Annotated in this window: 15 protein-coding genes and 1 tRNA gene; 13 read left to right on the forward strand and 3 right to left on the reverse strand. The window is 60.5% G+C overall.

What is annotated here, in order from left to right; all coding sequences use genetic code 11:
* Window positions 1-124: 124 nt before the first annotated feature.
* Window positions 125-201: transfer RNA gene (locus BSP75_RS18095), tRNA-Pro, on the reverse strand.
* 112 nt (window positions 202-313) lie between these two features.
* Window positions 314-1,657 carry a dihydroorotase gene (locus BSP75_RS18100; protein WP_058053837.1) on the reverse strand — a complete coding sequence of 448 codons (1,344 nt, stop codon included), beginning with the start codon at window positions 1,655-1,657 and terminating at the stop codon, window positions 314-316.
* A 79-nt stretch (window positions 1,658-1,736) separates the two neighbouring features.
* Between BSP75_RS18100 and BSP75_RS18105 the strand changes: the two genes are divergently transcribed.
* Window positions 1,737-2,612, forward strand: a complete 876-nt coding sequence (locus BSP75_RS18105) for a 6-carboxytetrahydropterin synthase (RefSeq protein ID WP_075114124.1) — start codon at window positions 1,737-1,739, stop codon at window positions 2,610-2,612.
* A 96-nt stretch (window positions 2,613-2,708) separates the two neighbouring features.
* Here the strand turns inward: BSP75_RS18105 and BSP75_RS18110 are convergent, their stop codons facing one another.
* Window positions 2,709-4,721 carry a methyl-accepting chemotaxis protein gene (locus BSP75_RS18110; RefSeq protein ID WP_075114125.1) on the reverse strand — a complete coding sequence of 671 codons (2,013 nt, stop codon included), beginning with the start codon at window positions 4,719-4,721 and terminating at the stop codon, window positions 2,709-2,711.
* 252 nt (window positions 4,722-4,973) lie between these two features.
* On the opposite strand from BSP75_RS18110, the gene hinT reads away from it, so the two are divergent.
* The 12 genes from hinT (at window position 4,974) to tyrA (ending at window position 17,318) form a co-directional block, all read left to right on the forward strand.
* Complete coding sequence (gene hinT / locus BSP75_RS18115) at window positions 4,974-5,324, forward strand: purine nucleoside phosphoramidase (protein WP_075114126.1); 351 nt, start codon at window positions 4,974-4,976, stop codon at window positions 5,322-5,324.
* Window positions 5,324-6,760, forward strand: coding sequence for a hypothetical protein (locus BSP75_RS18120; protein WP_075114127.1), 1,437 nt, complete (start codon window positions 5,324-5,326; stop codon window positions 6,758-6,760). The genes hinT and BSP75_RS18120 overlap by 1 nt, the downstream gene beginning before the upstream one ends.
* Window positions 6,761-6,842: 82 nt before the next feature.
* A complete protein-coding gene (locus tag BSP75_RS18125) occupies window positions 6,843-7,241 on the forward strand; it encodes a YcfL family protein (RefSeq protein ID WP_042022171.1) in 399 nt (132 codons plus the stop codon).
* Window positions 7,241-7,837, forward strand: a complete 597-nt coding sequence (lpoB, locus tag BSP75_RS18130) for a penicillin-binding protein activator LpoB (RefSeq protein WP_005334041.1) — start codon at window positions 7,241-7,243, stop codon at window positions 7,835-7,837. The genes BSP75_RS18125 and lpoB overlap by 1 nt, the downstream gene beginning before the upstream one ends.
* Window positions 7,827-8,684 carry a choline kinase family protein gene (locus BSP75_RS18135; protein ID WP_075114128.1) on the forward strand — a complete coding sequence of 286 codons (858 nt, stop codon included), beginning with the start codon at window positions 7,827-7,829 and terminating at the stop codon, window positions 8,682-8,684. Before lpoB ends, BSP75_RS18135 begins: the two co-directional genes overlap by 11 nt.
* A gap of 3 nt (window positions 8,685-8,687) precedes the next feature.
* On the forward strand, window positions 8,688-9,545 hold the full coding sequence (locus tag BSP75_RS18140) for a DUF6279 family lipoprotein (RefSeq protein WP_042655848.1): 858 nt from the start codon (window positions 8,688-8,690) through the stop codon (window positions 9,543-9,545).
* Between the two features lie 98 nt (window positions 9,546-9,643).
* Window positions 9,644-10,078 (forward strand): hypothetical protein, encoded by a 435-nt coding sequence (locus BSP75_RS18145; RefSeq protein WP_075114129.1) that lies wholly within the window; start codon window positions 9,644-9,646, stop codon window positions 10,076-10,078.
* 158 nt (window positions 10,079-10,236) lie between these two features.
* A complete protein-coding gene (gene secD / locus BSP75_RS18150) occupies window positions 10,237-12,039 on the forward strand; it encodes a protein translocase subunit SecD (RefSeq protein WP_075114130.1) in 1,803 nt (600 codons plus the stop codon).
* Window positions 12,040-12,190: 151 nt separating this feature from the next.
* Window positions 12,191-13,108, forward strand: a complete 918-nt coding sequence (gene secF / locus BSP75_RS18155) for a protein translocase subunit SecF (protein WP_171971605.1) — start codon at window positions 12,191-12,193, stop codon at window positions 13,106-13,108.
* Between the two features lie 228 nt (window positions 13,109-13,336).
* Window positions 13,337-14,653, forward strand: a complete 1,317-nt coding sequence (glgC, locus tag BSP75_RS18160) for a glucose-1-phosphate adenylyltransferase (protein ID WP_042655852.1) — start codon at window positions 13,337-13,339, stop codon at window positions 14,651-14,653.
* A gap of 345 nt (window positions 14,654-14,998) precedes the next feature.
* Window positions 14,999-16,072: a 3-deoxy-7-phosphoheptulonate synthase gene (locus BSP75_RS18165; RefSeq protein WP_075114131.1), complete on the forward strand. Its 1,074-nt coding sequence runs from the start codon at window positions 14,999-15,001 to the stop codon at window positions 16,070-16,072.
* Between the two features lie 118 nt (window positions 16,073-16,190).
* A complete protein-coding gene (gene tyrA, locus BSP75_RS18170) occupies window positions 16,191-17,318 on the forward strand; it encodes a bifunctional chorismate mutase/prephenate dehydrogenase (protein WP_075114132.1) in 1,128 nt (375 codons plus the stop codon).
* The last annotated feature ends 149 nt before the right edge of the window (window positions 17,319-17,467 follow it).

A 17,467-nucleotide genomic window follows, 5' to 3' on the forward strand; every position in this document is an offset into this window, starting at 1 on the left:
CTGGGGTATCCATGATGGTAGACCTCAAGGTGATGGCCTACTTCAAGATTAGCCTTTCAACACGTAATTGGGACAGAGCCAAAGAAAAGGCCTTGTCGTTTGACAAGGCCTTTACCGGGGAATTTGGTCGGTGTGAGAGGATTCGAACCTCCGACCCTCTACACCCCATGCAGATGCGCTACCTGGCTGCGCTACACACCGACGGAGTCAGCTCGGCTGACGGGGGCAGAGTTTATGGAGATGACCCCGCCCTGTCAACAGGGAAACACTGCCAATTCCCCGACCACGGTGCGTTCGCCTGCTTTGCGAACAATCAGCGGTTAAAGGTCAGCCGCTTGCCCAAAATACCGTCGCTGACCTGACCGTTCTGCCAGGCGATCTGGCCGTTGACCAGCGTCATCTCTATCGTGCTGTGGAAGCGGTAGCCATTGAAGGGCGACCAGCCGCAGTGGTAGAGAAGGTTGTCATCGTTGACCACATAGGGCTTGCCCAGATCGAGCAACACCAGATCGGCGAAGTAACCCTCGCGGATGTAACCGCGATCTTCCACCTGAAAACGCTCGGCCACCGCGTGGGAGGTCTTCTTGACGATGGTCTCCAGGGTGAACACGCCATTGTGGTAGAGCTCCAGCAGCGCCTGCAGGGAGTGCTGTACCAGCGGCACGCCAGACGGCGCCTTGAAGTAGCTGTTCTGCTTCTCTTCCCAGGTGTGGGGAGCATGGTCGGTGGCAATGATATCGAGCACGTCATTGCGCACCGCATCGAGCAGCGCGTGCTGATCTGCCGCGCTCTTCACCGCCGGGTTGCACTTGATCTGGCTGCCCAGGGTGTCGTAATCGGCCTCGTTGAAGAACAGATGGTGTACACACACCTCGGCGGTGATGTTCTTGTCCTTCAGCTCACGCAGATCCGGGGTGGCGGTAAACAGCGACAGCTCCTTGGCCGAGGTCAGGTGCAGCACGTGCAGCTTGGCACCGTACTGTTTGGCCAGCGCCACCGCCATGCTGGAGGATTTGTAGCACGCCTCGTCACTGCGAATGCGGCCGTGCTCGCTCATCGGCACGTTCTCGCCCCACTTGGCCCGCGCCGCCTCTTCCGCCTTGGCGATGGTCGGGGTGTCTTCGCAGTGGGTGACGATCATCACCGGACTCTCGCGGAAGATAGCCGCCAGGGTCTCCTGATTGTCCACCAGCATGTTGCCGGTCGAGGAGCCCATGAACACCTTGACCCCGCAGGACTGCTTGGGATCGAGACGTTTGATCTCTTCCAGGTTGTCGTTGGTGGCGCCGAGATAGAAGCTGTAGTTGGCGACGGAGGAGTTGGCGGCGATCTGGTATTTGGCTTCGAGGGCTTCGAGGGTGGTGGTCTGGGGATTGACGTTGGGCATTTCCATGAAACTGGTGGTGCCACCGGCGACGGCGGCGCGGGATTCGCTGGCGATAGTCCCCTTGTGGGTCAATCCCGGCTCCCGGAAGTGGACCTGATCATCGATCATTCCGGGGATCAGGTGACGACCTGCGGCATCGATGACCAGCGCATCGGGCGCCTCGATATCCGGGGCGATGCGGGCAATCCGTTCCCCCTCGATCAACACATCGGAGGCATAGATGCGGCCTTCGTTGACCAGGGTGGCATTTTTGATAAGCAGTTTGTTCATGGGGGGTTCCAGTTCCTTTGCCGATAATCGCGGGTCATAATATCGCAAACTGCCCTTTCTCTGTAGCAAGGCCTGACTGATGAAGTTATTTGTAAGAGATTTGACCGTGATCGACTCCAGCTACCTGTGCGAACGCCGCGGCATGGTCGGCGAGAGCTGGCTGGTAGATATCGAAATGAGCGGTGAGCTCAACGAAATGAGCATGCTGCTGGACTTTGGCCGGGTAAAGAAGCTGATCAAGTCGATCATCGATGAAGAGGTGGATCACAAGCTGCTGGTGCCGACCGAGTGCCCGCTGATCCATATCGAAACCCTGGACGGTGACGAAAGCACGGTGGATCTGCTGCGTCCGGGTCGTTCCATCCACCTGCGTTGCCCAACCCAGGGTTTTGCCTTTATCCCCGCACCTCTGGTCGACAAGGAGTCGGTGACTCGCTACCTGCTGGCGGTGCTGGCCAAACGGCTGCCGGGCAATATCAAGGATCTCTCCCTGACCCTGCGCCACGAAGCCATCGACGGTGCCTTCTACCACTACAGCCACGGCCTGAAAAAGCACGATGGCAACTGCCAGCGCATCGCCCACGGCCATCGCTCCCCTATCGAGATCCATGTCGATGGGATGCGCGATGGTGAACTGGAGCTCAACTGGGCCGAACGCTGGGGCGATATCTACCTCGGCACCGAGGAAGACAAGGTGGCGCTGACCGAGCTCGCCTTGAGCCCCCGCGCCAATGCCCAGCTTGGCGAGCATCACACCGGCTTCAAATATGTGGCGCCGCAAGGGCTGTTCCAGCTGGCCATCCCCAGCGCCGAGGTGGAGATGATCGACACCGACACCACGGTCGAACTGCTGGCCTGCTACATCGCCCGCGAAGTGAAGAAGATGGTGGGCGACAAGTTCGTCAAGATTGTCGCCTATGAAGGGGTCGGCAAGGGTGCGATTGCCTACGCATAAGCGCTCAGCTAACCGCATTAACAACAAGGCCCCGCATCTGCGGGGCCTTCTATTTTCAGCTCTTTCAGCTCTTTCAGCTCTTTCAGCTCGCAACCATCAGGCGCTAAGACGGAAGCGCTTGACCAGACTCTCCTGCTGCTCGGCGAGGGAATCCAGCTGCTGGCTGGTCTCGGCCACCCGCTCGATCCCCTGATAGTTGAGATCCGAGATATCGGAGATGCGGTTGAGGTTGGTGGCGATATCAGCGCTGGTGGCCTGCTGCTGCTCGGCGGCAGAGGCGATCTGGCTCGACATGTCGCTGATCAGCACCACGATCCCCTGCACCTCCTCCATGGCGTTGTTGGCGTGGGAGCTCTGCTCCACGCAGCTGTCCATTTCGCGAGAGCACTCCTGCATCACGGTCACCGCCTTGGCGACCCCCTGCTGCAGGTTCTCGATCATGGTCTGGATCTCGCTGGTGGACTGGGCGGTGCGGCCCGCCAGACTGCGCACCTCATCCGCCACCACGGCAAATCCGCGCCCCTGCTCGCCGGCCCGCGCCGCCTCGATGGCGGCGTTGAGGGCAAGCAGGTTGGTTTGCTCGGCGATACCGCGAATGACATCTAGGATATTGCCGATCTGGCTGCTCATTGCGCTCACATCGCCAATCACCTTGCCGGTCTGTTGCAGCTTGCCCGCCAGCTGATGAGTGGTGGTGATATTGCCTGCCATCACCTTGCGGCCGGTCTCGGAGGCTTTCTCCACGTCCTGCACCCGCTCCAGGGTCTGGTTCGCAGCCTGCGCCACCTCCCGCACCGAGGCCTCCATCTGGGTCATGGCGGCGGCGACCGAGGCGGTCTCCTGACGCTGTTTCTCCAGATCCGCCCGCACCGATTCGGTGGTGTGGCGGTTGCCGTGGGCGGCATCGTTAAGCTGGGCCGACGCTTGTGAAAGCTGCGCCAGCACCTCCCCCATCTGGGCGATCAGCAGGTTGATCTGGCTGCCCAGCTGACCAAATTCGTTCTTGCTCTGAAAACCGATGCGCTGGGTCATGTCGCCCTGGGTCACTTCGGTCAGCACCCGCAGCAACTCCCTGAGCGGACGGCGAATGGCCTTGCCCAGGGTATAAGCCACCAGCATGGCGATCAGGATGGCGACTACGATGCTGGTTCCCTGAGTCAGGGTGCTCTGGCTCTGTGTAGCTTTGGCGTGCTGAATGCTTTGGCTCATCAGCTGCTGGCTCTGGCCGGTGATCCGCTCAAGCCGGTTCTGGATCTCGACGATCAGGGCGCTGGCCTGCTTGCTCTTCTCCCGCATCTGCTCCTGCTGCTTCATCAGCGCCAGATACTGGGCGAGCACCCCTTCGCTCGCGGTGGTGTCACGTACAAAACCGTGAACATAGTGGCCCATGTCGTTTTCGAAGTTCTTCAGCTCACTCTGCAGATCCTTGATGGTGCTGTTGAACCCTTCAATCTGCATCTTGTTGCGCTTGAGCGCCCCTTCGATGGGAGCCGGAATGGTCTGGTTGAGGGCGTCCATGGTGGAGAGTTCGATGGCGGAGAGCTTGGTGGTCAGGGTCTCGGAGAGCATCTTGATGAAGCTGTCGTCGATGGTGACCATCATGTCCCCCAGACTCTTCTTGAACTGGGGCAGACTGACCTGAAACTGCCCCTTGGCCAAATTGACCTTGTGCAGCCGGGTGAGCAGTGCCTCGTGTTCACCGGGCAGGGTGTCGGTCAGTTGCAGGTAGCTGTCGACCTGTTGGCTGAGGCTGCTCATCTCCCCTTGCAGTTCGGGGTGGTGGGCGACCTGCTGGCGCAAGGCGTCAAGACTCTTGCCTACCGCGGCCTTGGCCTGTTTCAGTTCGGCCACTTCGGCCGGCAGCTGTTTGGGGTCCTGCTCGGTGAGCACATCCCCCAGCCACTTGTTGGCACTGAGCAGGGTGATCTGGGTCTGACTGCTGGCAATCACCAGCGGCATCGACTGCTGGGTAACCTGCTCCAGCGCGTTCCCCAGAGTCTCCTGACTACGAAATGTGAGCAGTGAACTGGCCACCATCACGGCCACCAGGATCGCGAAGCCAAGGTAGACTCGCTGCAAGATGGAGAGATCCGACATTGTTTGTTTCATTATTGTCCCGCTGTATATGCAAAAGTCCCTTGCCTGAGTACCCCGTCCTTTTGATACCCTGCAGACCACCCTGAACAGGCGGTGCAGATGACGTCCCTCTGGCTATCGGTATTTTTAACAATAACTGAAGGGAATGGGACATCAGCTGTGTCAAATGTCGGCTTGTGTCACACTTGGCGTGCTGCTCGCCCCCCTTTCGGGAGCCGCTTGGGGTTCTAGTTCAATTTTCTGTTTCATATAAGGGAGTTAGCCATGGCGCAAGAAACCATTTTCAGCAAAATCATCCGTAAAGAGATACCTGCCGACATCCTTTATCAAGACGATCTGGTCACCGCATTCCGGGATATCCAACCCAAGGCCAAGACCCATGTTCTGATCATCCCCAATACCCTGATCCCCACCGTCAACGACGTGGAAGCCGAACATGAACTGGCCCTGGGCCGGATGTTCACCGTGGCCCGCAAACTGGCCGCCGAGGCGGGCATCGCCGAAGATGGCTACCGCCTCATCATGAACTGCAACCGCCACGGCGGGCAGGAGGTCTACCACATCCACATGCATCTGGTCGGTGGCCAACCGCTGGGGCCGCTGCTCAGCCTGTAATGAATCGCCACGCCTCAACCTGCCGCAGCGCCCTGTTGCTCTGCGGCGCCCTGCTATTGCTGGGGGGCTGCGCCTCCCGCTGGCAGGATATGTTCGTCTCCTACTCCGATCAGATGGTGCCCCTGCGCAACCAGCTGCTGCTGGGCCATGCCGCCGAGGCGCTGCCCGAGGTGCGTGACTCCACCCTTGGGGATGACACCTTTGTCCTCGATCGCCTTGAAGAGGGGCGCATCGCCTGGCTGGCGGGTCAGAATGCTGGCAGCAAGCAGGCGTTCACCGCCGCCGACAGCCGCCTTCAGTGGGAAGACAATCAGGCCGAATACCGGCTGAGCCACGGGCTCGATCAGGTGGGCAGTCTGCTCACCAACGATCAGTCGATGGCCTATCTCACCCCCGATTACGAACGCACCATGCTGCACCACTATCTGGCCCTCAACTACCTGCAACGGGGGGATGCCGATGGCGCCCTGGTGGAGGTTCGCCGCGCCAATCAGGTGCAGGAGCAGGCCCTGAAACGGCGAGCCGACGAGGTGCGCAAGGCGAAGGATGAGAGCGAAGAGGCCGAGGCAGAAGGCGAGATGCGCCAGCTGATGTCGCGCGGCGCACCGGATCTCGACCGGTTGATCGGTAAGGTCAAAAACGGTTTTCAGAACGCCTACACCTTCTATTTTTCCGCCGTGCTCTATGAAGCGGCCGGGGATCTCAACGATGCCTGGGTCGACTATCAGCGCGGCTACCAGATAGCACCGGACAACCGCAGCCTGCAAGATGCCTTGCTGCGACTGGCGCGGCTGCGTGGTTCACCGGACGAGATCCGCGAGACCGAAAAAAAGGTGGGCCGCAAAGCGCCGCCGCTTGCCAAGGATCAAGGCCAACTGGTGGTGCTGTTTGAAGATGGCTTGATCCCGGCGCGGCGCGAGCTGTTCCTGCCGCTGCCCATCTCCACTTCCAGCGGAGATTTTCGTACCTTTACCGTCGCCATCCCCTATTACGATAATCGGGCCAGCGACACCGGCCCGCTGACGGTAGAGATCGGCAAACGGGTCGAGCAGACCAGCGAGCTGGTGCGACTGGAAGCGCTGGCCGCCAAAGATCTGCAAGAGCGGCTGCCCGGCATGCTGACCCGTCAGGCGCTGCGACTGGTGGCCAAAGAGCAGATGCGCCACACCGCCGCCAAAGAGGGGGGCGATGTGGGCAATATTCTGGTGGGGATCTTCAATACCCTCTCCGAGCGGGCCGATACCCGCAGCTGGCTGACGCTGCCAGCGCAAGTATCGAGCTGGCAGGGGATGGTGCCGGCAGGTGACATCAATCTCACCCTGGGCGCGGGGGCCGCGCAGCGGCAATTGCCGCTCACCATCCACAAGGGACGCACTACCCTGGTCTGGGTTCAGCGCCTCGGGGCCGGTCTGACCACCCGGGCGATGCCGCTGTGAACACACGGCCAATGCAGATGAACGAGACGATTAACGGGCAGGCTCACGCGCTGCCCCACTCACCCCGATTAAGGAGAGCAAGATGAAAGCATACGGGTTGGCCCTCGGGCTCGCGCTGCTGCTCAGCGGCTGTGCCACCAATACCTCCGGCATTGCGCTCTATGGCCCGGCGGGCGGCGCTCCCACGCTGGAGCAGCACCAGAATGTCAACGTCACCCTGACCGAGTTGAGCCGCCGCCAGCAAAACGGCCTGCTGCAGGTCAATGTGGCCGCCGCCAGCACCCAGCGCGGCGATAACAAGCTGCAATATATGTTCTATTGGTATGATGAGGCCGGTCAGGAGGTCGCCAGCGATGGCCGCGGCTGGACCCCCATCAAGCTACATGGCTATCAGACCCGCACCCTCTCGGCCCTGGCGCCCAGCCCGGCGGCGCAGGGTTACCGGATTTACGTACGCGAAGTGATTGAGGAATCCAACTGATGAAAATGAATCATGCCCTGCTGATATTGACCTCTGCCTTGCTGCTGGGCGGCTGCTCCAGCACCACCGTCAGCTATGGCGATCCCACTGAAACCGAAACCGTCACCGTCGATTACGGCTCAAGCGATCTGCAGGCCATCGCCGACAAGATGGCGGACTCCATGCTGGCCTCCCCCGCCACCAGCGAGATCACCGCTGGCGGTCGTCCGGTGATGTTTATGGACTCCATCCGCAACAAGACCTCCGAGCACATCGATACCGAAGCCATCACCGATACCATCCGCACCAAGTTGCTGCGGGCCGGCAAATTCCGCTTCGTCGACATGAGCAAGGTCGCCGCCGTCAAGCAGCAACTCGAATACCAACAGAGCAGCGGCATGGTAGACCCGGCCTCCATGGTGCGTCTGGGCAAACAGACCGGTGCCCGCTACATGGTCTATGGCAACCTCGCCAGCATCGTCAAGGACAATGGCAAGGTGAAGGATGTCTACTACCAGATGACCATGAACCTGATGGATCTGCAAAACGGCGAACTGCTGTGGGCCGACCAGAAAGAGATCCGCAAACAGGCGAAGAAATCCACCTTTGGCTGGTAACCGGCTCCCGCTGACGGGCAACTGTGATCCGCTACTGGCCAGCCTGCCCGCCCCCTGGCGGGAGGGGCAGCTGGAACCGCTGGGCACTGGCCTCACCAACAGCAACTATCGACTGCGCCTCCCCTCGGGGCGCAGTTACTTTTTGCGTCAGGGCCACCCCGATCCGGTGCGCCTTGGCATCGACCGTCCCACCGAGTGGCAGCTTTATCAGGGGGCGATGGCCGAAGGGCTGGCGCTACCCTGCCACTATGGCGATCCCGCGAGCGGACTGATGCTGCTCGAATGGTCCGATGAGCCCAACTGGGTGGTCGCGGCGCCACCGGCAGCCGATCAGCCCCGTCTGCTGGCTGAGGTGCTGCGCAAGCTCCATCGCCTGCCGCTACCCACAGTAGTGATGGCGGTGCGGGCCCACGCGGCAGGCTATCGCGCCCGACTGGCCCACACTCCCTCCTGGCTGCCCGTGCTGGAGCGGGGCTTGCTCGCCAGTAGCGAGCCAAATGATTGCTGGCGCCCTTGCCACCATGATCTCAATCCGGCTAACTTGTTGGGAAGCAAGCCTTGGGTCATCGACTGGGAGTATGGTGCGGCAGGTCACCCCGGCTTTGAGCTCGCCAGTATCCAGCGTACCCACGAGTGGCCCGCCGAGCGGCGCGACGCGCTGGAAGCGCACTATCTGCAGGCCCTGCCGCGCCACCAGTGGCCCGATTTTCAGAGCGAGGCGTTTTTACCCTGGGTCGACTATATCGGCCTGCTCTGGGCCCTGCTGATGGCAGAGCACCAGGCCTCACCCGACGATTCACACGACTATGACACCCTGATCGCCATCAACCGGCAACGACTGGAGTAACAGATGATAAACAAGGTGCGCTGGCACAAGCCGAAAACCTGGGGTCTGCTGCTGATCGGCCTGCTGCTGACAGGGTGCTCCACCCGGGTGATCTACTACTGGCTCGATACCGCCATCATCTGGCAGCTGGATGACTACTTCGCCCTCTCCTATTCGCAAAAGGATCTGCTCAGCCGCGAGGTGAAGGGGTTGATGGCCTGGCATCGCCAGCACGAGCTGCCCCGCTACGCCAAGGATCTCGATGCGCTGGCCAAAGCCATTGCCAGCCCCATGACCCCGGCGCAGATCTCGACCAACCTCGATGCGGTGCAGCAGAGCCTGACCCGCACCCTGGAAAACACCATTCCCCGCGCGGTCAGGCTGGCGCGCACCCTGACCGACGATCAGGTCGCCCGCTTCATGACCGATAGAGTCAAGCGGCAACAGGAGCGGCAGCACGACTTCGCCACCGAGCCCAAAGAGCAGATGCTGGCGGAGTTTCGCGACAAGATGAACAAGCGACTCGAGTTCTGGATTGGCGAGGTGAAACCGGCACAGGCGCCACTGGTGGCCCAGTGGGCCGAGTGGCAATACGAGCTGATGCCCCCCTGGCTGGAATTTCAGGCGTCATGGACCCAGGAGCTGGACAGGCTGATGAAGCAGCGCCAGAGTCCCGACTTTACCCGCGAGCTGACTGACCTGCTGGCCGAAGGAGATGGCCTGATGGATGGCCGCTTTACCGGCTATACCGAACAATCGCGCCAGCGCACGGTCAACTGGCTGAGCGCCATGAGTCAGTCACTGGACATCTCCCAGCGGGCCCATCTCTACTCCCTGCTCAAGGGCTATGCCCGCGACTTCGAGCAGATGACCGGAAGCTGACAACGCGACCTCGGAATCATCCTAATTAGGCGGCAAGGGTTGTCCCGCCGCCGCCGCCTGTGGTAGTTTGCCCTTTCTATTTATCGGGAATTAACTTCTTGCGCCTTATCGACAAAGCCAAACTGGTGCTGGTAACCCTGGTTATCGCCCTCACCCTGCTTTGTTCCATCACCCGAATGGAAGGCCCGCTGCTACCCGCATATCCCCACAGTGAACAGCAGCAGACTCAGGTGTTCAATCAGTTGAGCGACAGCGATGATGGCGTCATCAAGTTTGTCGGCAGCCATCAGAATCACCTGCTGCGTCTCGAACAATCCCTGCGCAATGACGACCAGCCCGACAGCGTGGTCTACGAGCTGATCCAGAGCTGGTCTGCCCAGGCCATCCTGCTGTTGCTGCTCGGCTGGCTGATGCTGGCCCCCGAGCTCTATCACAAACAGAGTTTTCGTCATCGCTTCGGCGCGATCCACCGGCGTCATCTACAGCGCCAACATCTGCAATACCGCTTCAACCAGAGCTATCTGAGCGCCTGACCCCGGAGGGGTTGGCACATCCACTGTTTGCACATCTCCTCATCCTGACGGATCCGGCTGCCGCCTGATCCGCACCCGATGCATCCCATTTTTTGCGCCTTGCCGAGTCTTGCTGCTATCGGCCTGCGCACCATTCTCCTGACAGAGGCTTGTTTGCCATGAGAAAGAGCAATCGCACCATTCTCAACCGCATGAGCAAGTGGCAGTACGCACTGCTGCTGTTGATGCTGTTGACCTTTTCCTTTTACTCCCTGCCCACCTTTTTCGGTGAGCAGCCCTCCCTCGGCCTGCACGGACAGCAGCGCCTGACCACCCAGCAGCAGATGCTGCTGACCGACAAACACCTGACCCCGGTCAAGGTGATCGAGCAACCTGAGCGGGTCGAACTGGTCTTTGCCAACCAGGGCGAACAGCAGCGCGCCAAGCAGTTGCTGGAGCAGCAAGGGGTCGACAGTGCCGCCCTCACCCTGGAGTTTCACTCCAACGCGCCGGGCTGGATCACCCGCCTCGGCGCCGACCCCATCAAGCTGGGGCTGGACCTGCGTGGCGGCTCCCAGCTGCTGATCGGGGTAGACGTGGATTTTGTCATCGATACCCAGACCAAGAATCTGGTGGATACCCTGCGCACCCGCTTTCGTGAAGCGAACCTGCGCGGCGCCAGCGTCATGCGCAGCGCACAGGGCGCCGTAGCCGTGACCCTGCCGGAGGTCGCCGAACAGGAGAGCTGGATCTCCATCATCAAGGAGAGTGCCGGTACCCGTCAGGATCAGTGGAAGCTGACCCGCTCCGGCAATGATTTGAAACTGGTGCTGAGCGACGCGGAGCGCACCCTGCTGGTCAACAACGCCGTGACCCAGAACCTGTCGATCCTGAAAAAACGGATCAACGAACTCGGCATCGTCGAGGCCTCGGTGGTGCGTCAGGGACAGGATGGTATCCGTATCGAACTGCCCGGGGTGCACAACCCCAAGCAGGCGAAAGAGGTGATCGGTGCCACCGCCTCGCTGGCCTTCTACGAGGCCAAAGCCGACAGCCACTTCTATATCGCCGATCGCAGCGGCCAGGCCGTTGGCATGGCGCGCAAGCCGGTGCTGACCGGCGAGCACATCGTCGATGCCCGCGCCAACATGGGCGAGATGGGTCAACCCCAGGTCAATATCGTGCTCGACACCCTGGGTGGCAGCAAGATGAACCAGTTCAGCCGCCTGCATGTGGGCAAACCGATGGCGACCGTCTTCACCGAGTACAAGACCAACGCCCAAGGTAAATTGCGTGCACAGAGCGAGGTGATCAACGTCGCCACCATCCAGACCGCCCTTGGCAACCAGTTCCGCATCACCGGCATTGGCAGTCTGCCGGAAGCGCAAGAGCTGGCCATGCTGCTGCGCGCCGGCGCCCTCACCGCCCCCCTCAAGATCCTTGAGGAGCGATCCATTGGCCCGACCCTGGGGATGCAGAATATCGAGGCAGGCTTCACCGCGCTGGCCTTCGGCATGGCGGGCATGATGCTGTTCATGATGGCCTGGTACCGCAAATTCGGCTGGGTTGCCATCACGGCGCTGGTCGCCAACCTGTTGATGCAGGTCGGCATGCTGGCAGTGCTGCCCGGCGCCGTGCTGACCCTGCCGGGGATCGCCGGTCTGGTGCTGACGGTGGGCATGGCGGTGGATACCCATGTGCTGATCTTCGAGCGGATCAGGGACCGTCTGCGAGAAGGGGGCTCACTGGCCAACGCCATCGACTTTGGCTATCGCTCGGCCTTCCACACCATTTTCGATGCCAACATCACCACCCTCATCTGCGCCGTGGTGCTCTACTCCATCGGCTCCGGGCCGCTGCAGGGCTTCTCCATCACCCTCATTCTGGGTCTGCTCTCCAGCATGATCACCGGGATCTGGGGGACGCGCGCCATCATCAACCCCCTGTGGGGACGCAGCAGCGAGCGCACGTTGAAGGTGTAACGGGACAGTTGTCCCTCTGATGAGCAGCTTTGGCGGCGCCATCGGCCATGGAGATGGCCTGGGCATGCCAAAGCAGAACCCTTTTCCCCGGCGTGTCGTGACACGTCGTGATGGGCCAACAGCCTGGTGCTGGCTGGCCAAGGAGAGAATTATGTTGAGAATGATAGTTGCCATGGGCCTGACCCGTTGGCGTTATATCGGCCTGTGGGCCTCCATCCTGCTGACCGTGGCCAGTGTCGCCATCTTGCTGGTGAACGGCCTGACACTGGGGCTCGATTTTACCGGCGGGATCCTGCTGGAGTTTCATATCCAGACCCTGAAAGAGGCCCATGAGCTCAATGCCATGCTGGTCTCCCCGCTGGCGGGGGCCGTTGAGCTGAGCTCTGCCGGTGTACCCGGTGAGTGGCTGATCAAGCTGCCCCCCCACGAACTGCCCTGGCCCGCGGCAGATCTCGCCACCATGCTGACCCAGCAGTTGGGGATGCCGGTCGAGTTGCTGCGCACCACCATCGTCGGTCCTCAGGTGGGTGCCGAGCTGTTCCAGCAGGGGATGCTGGCGGTGCTGGTCGCTTCGCTGGCGATGTCGGCCTATCTGGCGTTTCGCTTCGAGTGGCGTCAGGCCATCGGCATCCTGCTCTCGGTGGTCCATGACGCCATCGTGGCACTGGGTCTGCTCTCCCTGTGCCAGATCGAGTTTGACCTCAACATCATCGCCGGCTTGATGGCGGTGATCGGTTACTCCCTCAACGACAGCATCGTCATCTCGGACAGGCTGCGGGATCTGCTGAGCTCGCGCACCCAGATGGGGATCCACGAGTGCTCCGATGTGGCCATCAAGGCGACCTTCAGTCGCACCATGATCACCTCGGGCACCACCCTGTTTACCGTGGGCGCTCTGTTGCTGTTTGGCGGTGACGCCCTCTACGGCTTCTCCTTCACCCTGTTTGCAGGGATCCTGGTGGGTACCGTCTCCTCCATCACCGTCGCCTCGACCGTGCAGGAGCTGCTGGGCCTCACCCCGCAGGCCTACCAGAAGAAGAGCGAGGAGCCACTGGCCAACGCGGCCTGACCCTTGTACTGACCAGGCCCCTGCCAACCCACGGCAGGGGCCACCGCTCCCAGTCTCGTCTCAATTGACAACTGAACAGATTCGCAACACTTTCTGATCGGAACGTCGTTTTTAATGACAGAAGAGTCATTTTGTTACGAAATCAACCGCCAAAATGTGACTGAAAGCACTTTCTTGAGGGCTCAAAAGCGGCACCATTGTAGTGATTTATCTACAAAGGGATATGAGATGTTGTTACAACCTGCCAATACAGCGAAATCCAGACAGTTGCTGAACGAGACCATGGCCTTGGTGCTCGCAGGAGGGCGGGGGAGTCGCCTCAAACAGTTAACCGACAACCGGGCCAAGCCTGCGGTGCATTTTGGCGGCAAATTCCGCATCATCGATTTCGTGCTCTCCAACTGCATCAACTCCGGCATCCGCCGGGTCGGTGTCGTCACCCAATACAAGTCCCACAGCCTGTTGCGCCACCTGCAATCCGGCTGGTCCTTCTTGCGCTATCAGATGAACGAGTTTATCGATCTGCTCCCTGCCCAGCAGCGAGTGGACGAGGTGAACTGGTATCGTGGCACCGCCGATGCGGTCTACCAGAACCTGGACATCATCCGCGATCACGCCCCCAAATATGTGGTGGTGCTGGCGGGCGATCACATCTACAAGATGGATTACGCCGCCATGCTGCTGGATCACGTCAATATGGGCGCCAAGGTCACCGTGGCCTGTATCGAAGTACCGCGCAGTGAGGCAAGCGCCTTCGGGGTGATGGCGGTGGATGATGATCGCAAGATCAATGCGTTTGTCGAAAAACCGGCCAATCCGCCCGCCATGCCGGGCAAACCAGAGCACGCCCTGGCTTCCATGGGGGTTTATATCTTCGATGCCGAGTATCTCTATCAGCTGCTGGATGAAGATATCGCCAACGCGCAGTCCCACCACGATTTCGGCATGGATGTGATCCCCCGCGTGGTGAAAGAGGGCACCGCTTACGCTCACCCGTTCAGCATGTCCTGCGTCGGTTGTGCCCCTGACAGAGCCCCCTATTGGCGCGATGTAGGCACCGTAGACTCCTTCTGGGAAGCCAATATGGATCTTGCCTCGGTAACCCCGGAGCTCGATATCTACGATCAGGAGTGGCCCATCTGGACCAGCCAGAACATGACCCCCTCCGCCAAGTTCGTACAGGACAGAAACGGTCAGCACGGCATGACCATCAACTCGATGTTCTCTGGCGGCACCATCGTCAGCGGCTCCTTCATCCTGAGTTCGGTGCTCTTCACCAATGTCCGGGTCGATTCATTCTGCACCCTGGATCAGGCCGTTATCTTCCCGGGTGTGGAGATCGGCGCGGGTTGCCGACTCCGTCGGGTAGTGATCGACAAGGGGTGCAAGCTGCCGGAAGGGATGGTGATCGGTGAGAACGCCGATGAAGATGCCCGCCGCTTCCATCGTTCCGAACAGGGGATCGTACTGGTCACCAAACCCATGCTGGATGCACTGGCAAAAACGGCGCGCAAGCAGGCTGTAGAGCAGGCCGTGCCGGCATAACTCTCCGCCCAGCACTGTTATCGCGACAAACAACGGGAGCCCTTGCAGGCTCCCGTTTTTTACGGCCACTTGCCCCCGCCATTCGACCTCCCCTTGCCAGACCGTAAAGATATGATTACAAGAGTGGCTTTTCATGGACAAATCTGGCGGTTAATCCAAACCTTTGGCGATGAGCAGTACTTTTATATTGCCAAAAGGCTATTAAATTCCATATTCACACTTGAAAGTTGGCATTTACTTGGTATTGTGGTGGCCATTCGTAACGAAAGCGGTACTTTCGTAAACATAAAACTACAGCCAGTGGTGTCAAAACCAGTGTGCTGACTCTGGCGAGGCAAACAGGCTATGCAACGAGATCCCCTGAACAACATCCATATCCAGTCCGAACAAGTGATGATCACCCCTGCCCAGCTCAAGGAGAAGTTACCCATCTCCGACAAGGCGCTGGCATTCGTGCAAGGGGCCCGCACTACCATCGCCGACATCATTCACCGCCGCGATCACCGGTTGCTGGTGATCTGTGGTCCCTGCTCCATCCACGACATGGACGCCGCCAAAGAGTACGCAACCCGACTCAAAGCGCTGCATGATGCCTATCAGGATTCTCTCTACATTGTCATGCGGGTCTACTTTGAGAAGCCACGCACCACGGTCGGCTGGAAAGGCTTTATCAACGACCCGAATCTGGATGGCACCTTCGATGTAGAGCTGGGACTGCACCGTGCCCGCGAGCTGCTCTGCTGGCTGGCGGAGCTGGAGCTGCCGCTGGCGACCGAGGCACTCGATCCCATCAGCCCGCAATACCTGGCGGAGCTCTTCTCCTGGTCGGCCATCGGCGCCCGTACCACCGAATCCCAGACCCACAGGGAGATGGCGTCCGGTCTCTCCATGCCGGTCGGCTTCAAGAACGGCACCGACGGCAACCTGGGGACTGCCATCAACGCGCTGCAGGCGGCCTCCAGCCCCCACGCCTTTATGGGGATCAACCAGCAGGGTCAGGTTGCCTTGCTGCAGACCCAGGGTAACCCGGATGGCCACGTGATCCTGCGCGGCGGCAAACATCCCAACTACGATTCGGTCAATGTGTCGCTGGCGGAAGAGGCGCTGGAGAAAGCGGGTCTGCTGCCCGGACTGGTGGTGGATTGCAGCCACGGCAACTCCAGCAAGGATCACCGTTTGCAGCCCAAGGTGGCCGACAACGTCATCCACCAGATCCAGGAAGGCAACCGCTCGATCATAGGTGTGATGCTCGAATCCAACCTGTTCGAGGGGAACCAGTCAAGCGAGCAGCCGAAGTGCGAGATGCGCTACGGTGTCTCCATCACCGATGCCTGCATCGACTGGGATAGCACAGCCACTCTGCTGGAGCGATGCCATCGCGAGCTGGCGGCGCCGCTCAAGAGCAGAACTGCACGGTAAGCCGTGGTATCTTGTCGTAACTGATTGAACCATAGAGGTATCACTGCCCACGCAGTGATACCTTGTTGCCTCTTGAATTTCAGGGCGCCGCCGCTTGCGGCGCCAGCAGGGACTGGATATGGCTGAAGAGTTGAATGTACTCAGGGACAAGATAGATGCGGTGGACAAGCAGCTGATCGATCTGCTGGCCGCCCGTCTGGCCCTGGTGGGGGAAGTGGGTGAAGTGAAGAGCCGCCACGGCCTGCCCATCTATGCACCGGACAGGGAGGCGAGCATGCTGGCCCGCCGTCGCGCCGAGGCCGAACTGTTGGGGGTGCCGGGCGATCTCATCGAGGACGTACTGCGCCGTGTCATGCGTGAATCTTATGCCAGCGAAAAAGACACCGGCTTCAAGTGCATAAAGCCGGATCTTGGCAAGGTGGTCATCATAGGCGGACAGGGTCAACTTGGCCGCTTGTTCGGCCACATGTTCAGCCTCTCCGGCTACCGGGTCGAGACCCTCGAACAAGCAGACTGGCCGCGCGCCGACGAGATCCTCGCCGGCGCCGGTCTGGTGATGGTGGCGGTGCCCATCGATATCACCTGCCAGATCATCGACCGGCTCGGCAACTTGCCCAGCCACTGCCTGCTAGTGGATGTGACCAGCGTGAAGGCGGCGCCGCTCGAACATATGCTGGCGGTACACCAAGGGCCGGTGCTGGGGCTGCACCCCATGTTCGGGCCGGATGTGGCGAGCCTCGCCAAGCAGGTGATCGTCTGCTGCCAGGGCCGTGATCCCGCCGCCAGCCAGTGGTTGCTGGATCAGATGACCATCTGGGGCGCCCGCTTGCAACAGGTGGAAGCCAAGGCCCACGATGAGGCGATGACCCTCATTCAGGCGCTGCGCCACTTCGCCACCTTTGCCTATGGCTGGCACCTCTCCCGGGAGCAGGCCAATCTGGATCGCCTGCTGAGTTTGAGCTCCCCCATCTACCGGCTGGAGCTCGCCATGGTCGGGCGGCTGTTTGCCCAGGATCCCCACCTCTACGCCGACATCATTTTGTCGTCACCGCAGAATCTGGCGATGATCCGCCGCTACTACCAGAACTTTGGCGAAGCGCTGGGGCTGCTGGAGCGGGGGGACAGAGCCGGCTTTATCGACGCCTTCTCGCAGGTCTCCGGTTTCTTCGGTGAACATGCCGACCAGTTCCTGCGGGAAAGCCGCATGCTGCTGGCCCAGGCCAACGACCGCCGCCAACACGGCTGATCCTGCAAAAGCAGTAACGCTCATATCACCAAAAAAGGGAAGATGCCTGAGCATCTTCCCTTTTTGTTTGGCTATGTCCCAATTACGTGTTGCATGGGGCGCCCCAGCGCCTCATGCAAACACGCTTTGATATTCACGCCCCTCCCGTA

The sequence above is a fragment of the Aeromonas sp. YN13HZO-058 genome, from assembly GCF_001921245.1.
GTDB classification, from domain to species: Bacteria; Pseudomonadota; Gammaproteobacteria; order Enterobacterales; family Aeromonadaceae; genus Aeromonas; species Aeromonas allosaccharophila.

Excerpts from the sequence above, each read along its gene's own strand:
- BSP75_RS18125 (WP_042022171.1), top strand. The coding sequence starts at position 6,843 with ATGAAAGCATACGGGTTGGCCCTCGGGCTCGCGCTGCTGCTCAGCGGC.
- secD (WP_075114130.1), top strand. The coding sequence starts at position 10,237 with ATGAGAAAGAGCAATCGCACCATTCTCAACCGCATGAGCAAGTGGCAG.
- BSP75_RS18100 (WP_058053837.1), bottom strand. The coding sequence starts at position 1,657 with ATGAACAAACTGCTTATCAAAAATGCCACCCTGGTCAACGAAGGCCGC.
- secF (WP_171971605.1), top strand. The coding sequence starts at position 12,191 with ATGTTGAGAATGATAGTTGCCATGGGCCTGACCCGTTGGCGTTATATC.
- BSP75_RS18140 (WP_042655848.1), top strand. The coding sequence starts at position 8,688 with ATGATAAACAAGGTGCGCTGGCACAAGCCGAAAACCTGGGGTCTGCTG.
- BSP75_RS18165 (WP_075114131.1), top strand. The coding sequence starts at position 14,999 with ATGCAACGAGATCCCCTGAACAACATCCATATCCAGTCCGAACAAGTG.
- lpoB (WP_005334041.1), top strand. The coding sequence starts at position 7,241 with ATGAAAATGAATCATGCCCTGCTGATATTGACCTCTGCCTTGCTGCTG.
- BSP75_RS18105 (WP_075114124.1), top strand. The coding sequence starts at position 1,737 with ATGAAGTTATTTGTAAGAGATTTGACCGTGATCGACTCCAGCTACCTG.
- BSP75_RS18110 (WP_075114125.1), bottom strand. The coding sequence starts at position 4,721 with ATGAAACAAACAATGTCGGATCTCTCCATCTTGCAGCGAGTCTACCTT.
- tyrA (WP_075114132.1), top strand. The coding sequence starts at position 16,191 with ATGGCTGAAGAGTTGAATGTACTCAGGGACAAGATAGATGCGGTGGAC.
- hinT (WP_075114126.1), top strand. The coding sequence starts at position 4,974 with ATGGCGCAAGAAACCATTTTCAGCAAAATCATCCGTAAAGAGATACCT.
- glgC (WP_042655852.1), top strand. The coding sequence starts at position 13,337 with ATGTTGTTACAACCTGCCAATACAGCGAAATCCAGACAGTTGCTGAAC.
- BSP75_RS18120 (WP_075114127.1), top strand. The coding sequence starts at position 5,324 with ATGAATCGCCACGCCTCAACCTGCCGCAGCGCCCTGTTGCTCTGCGGC.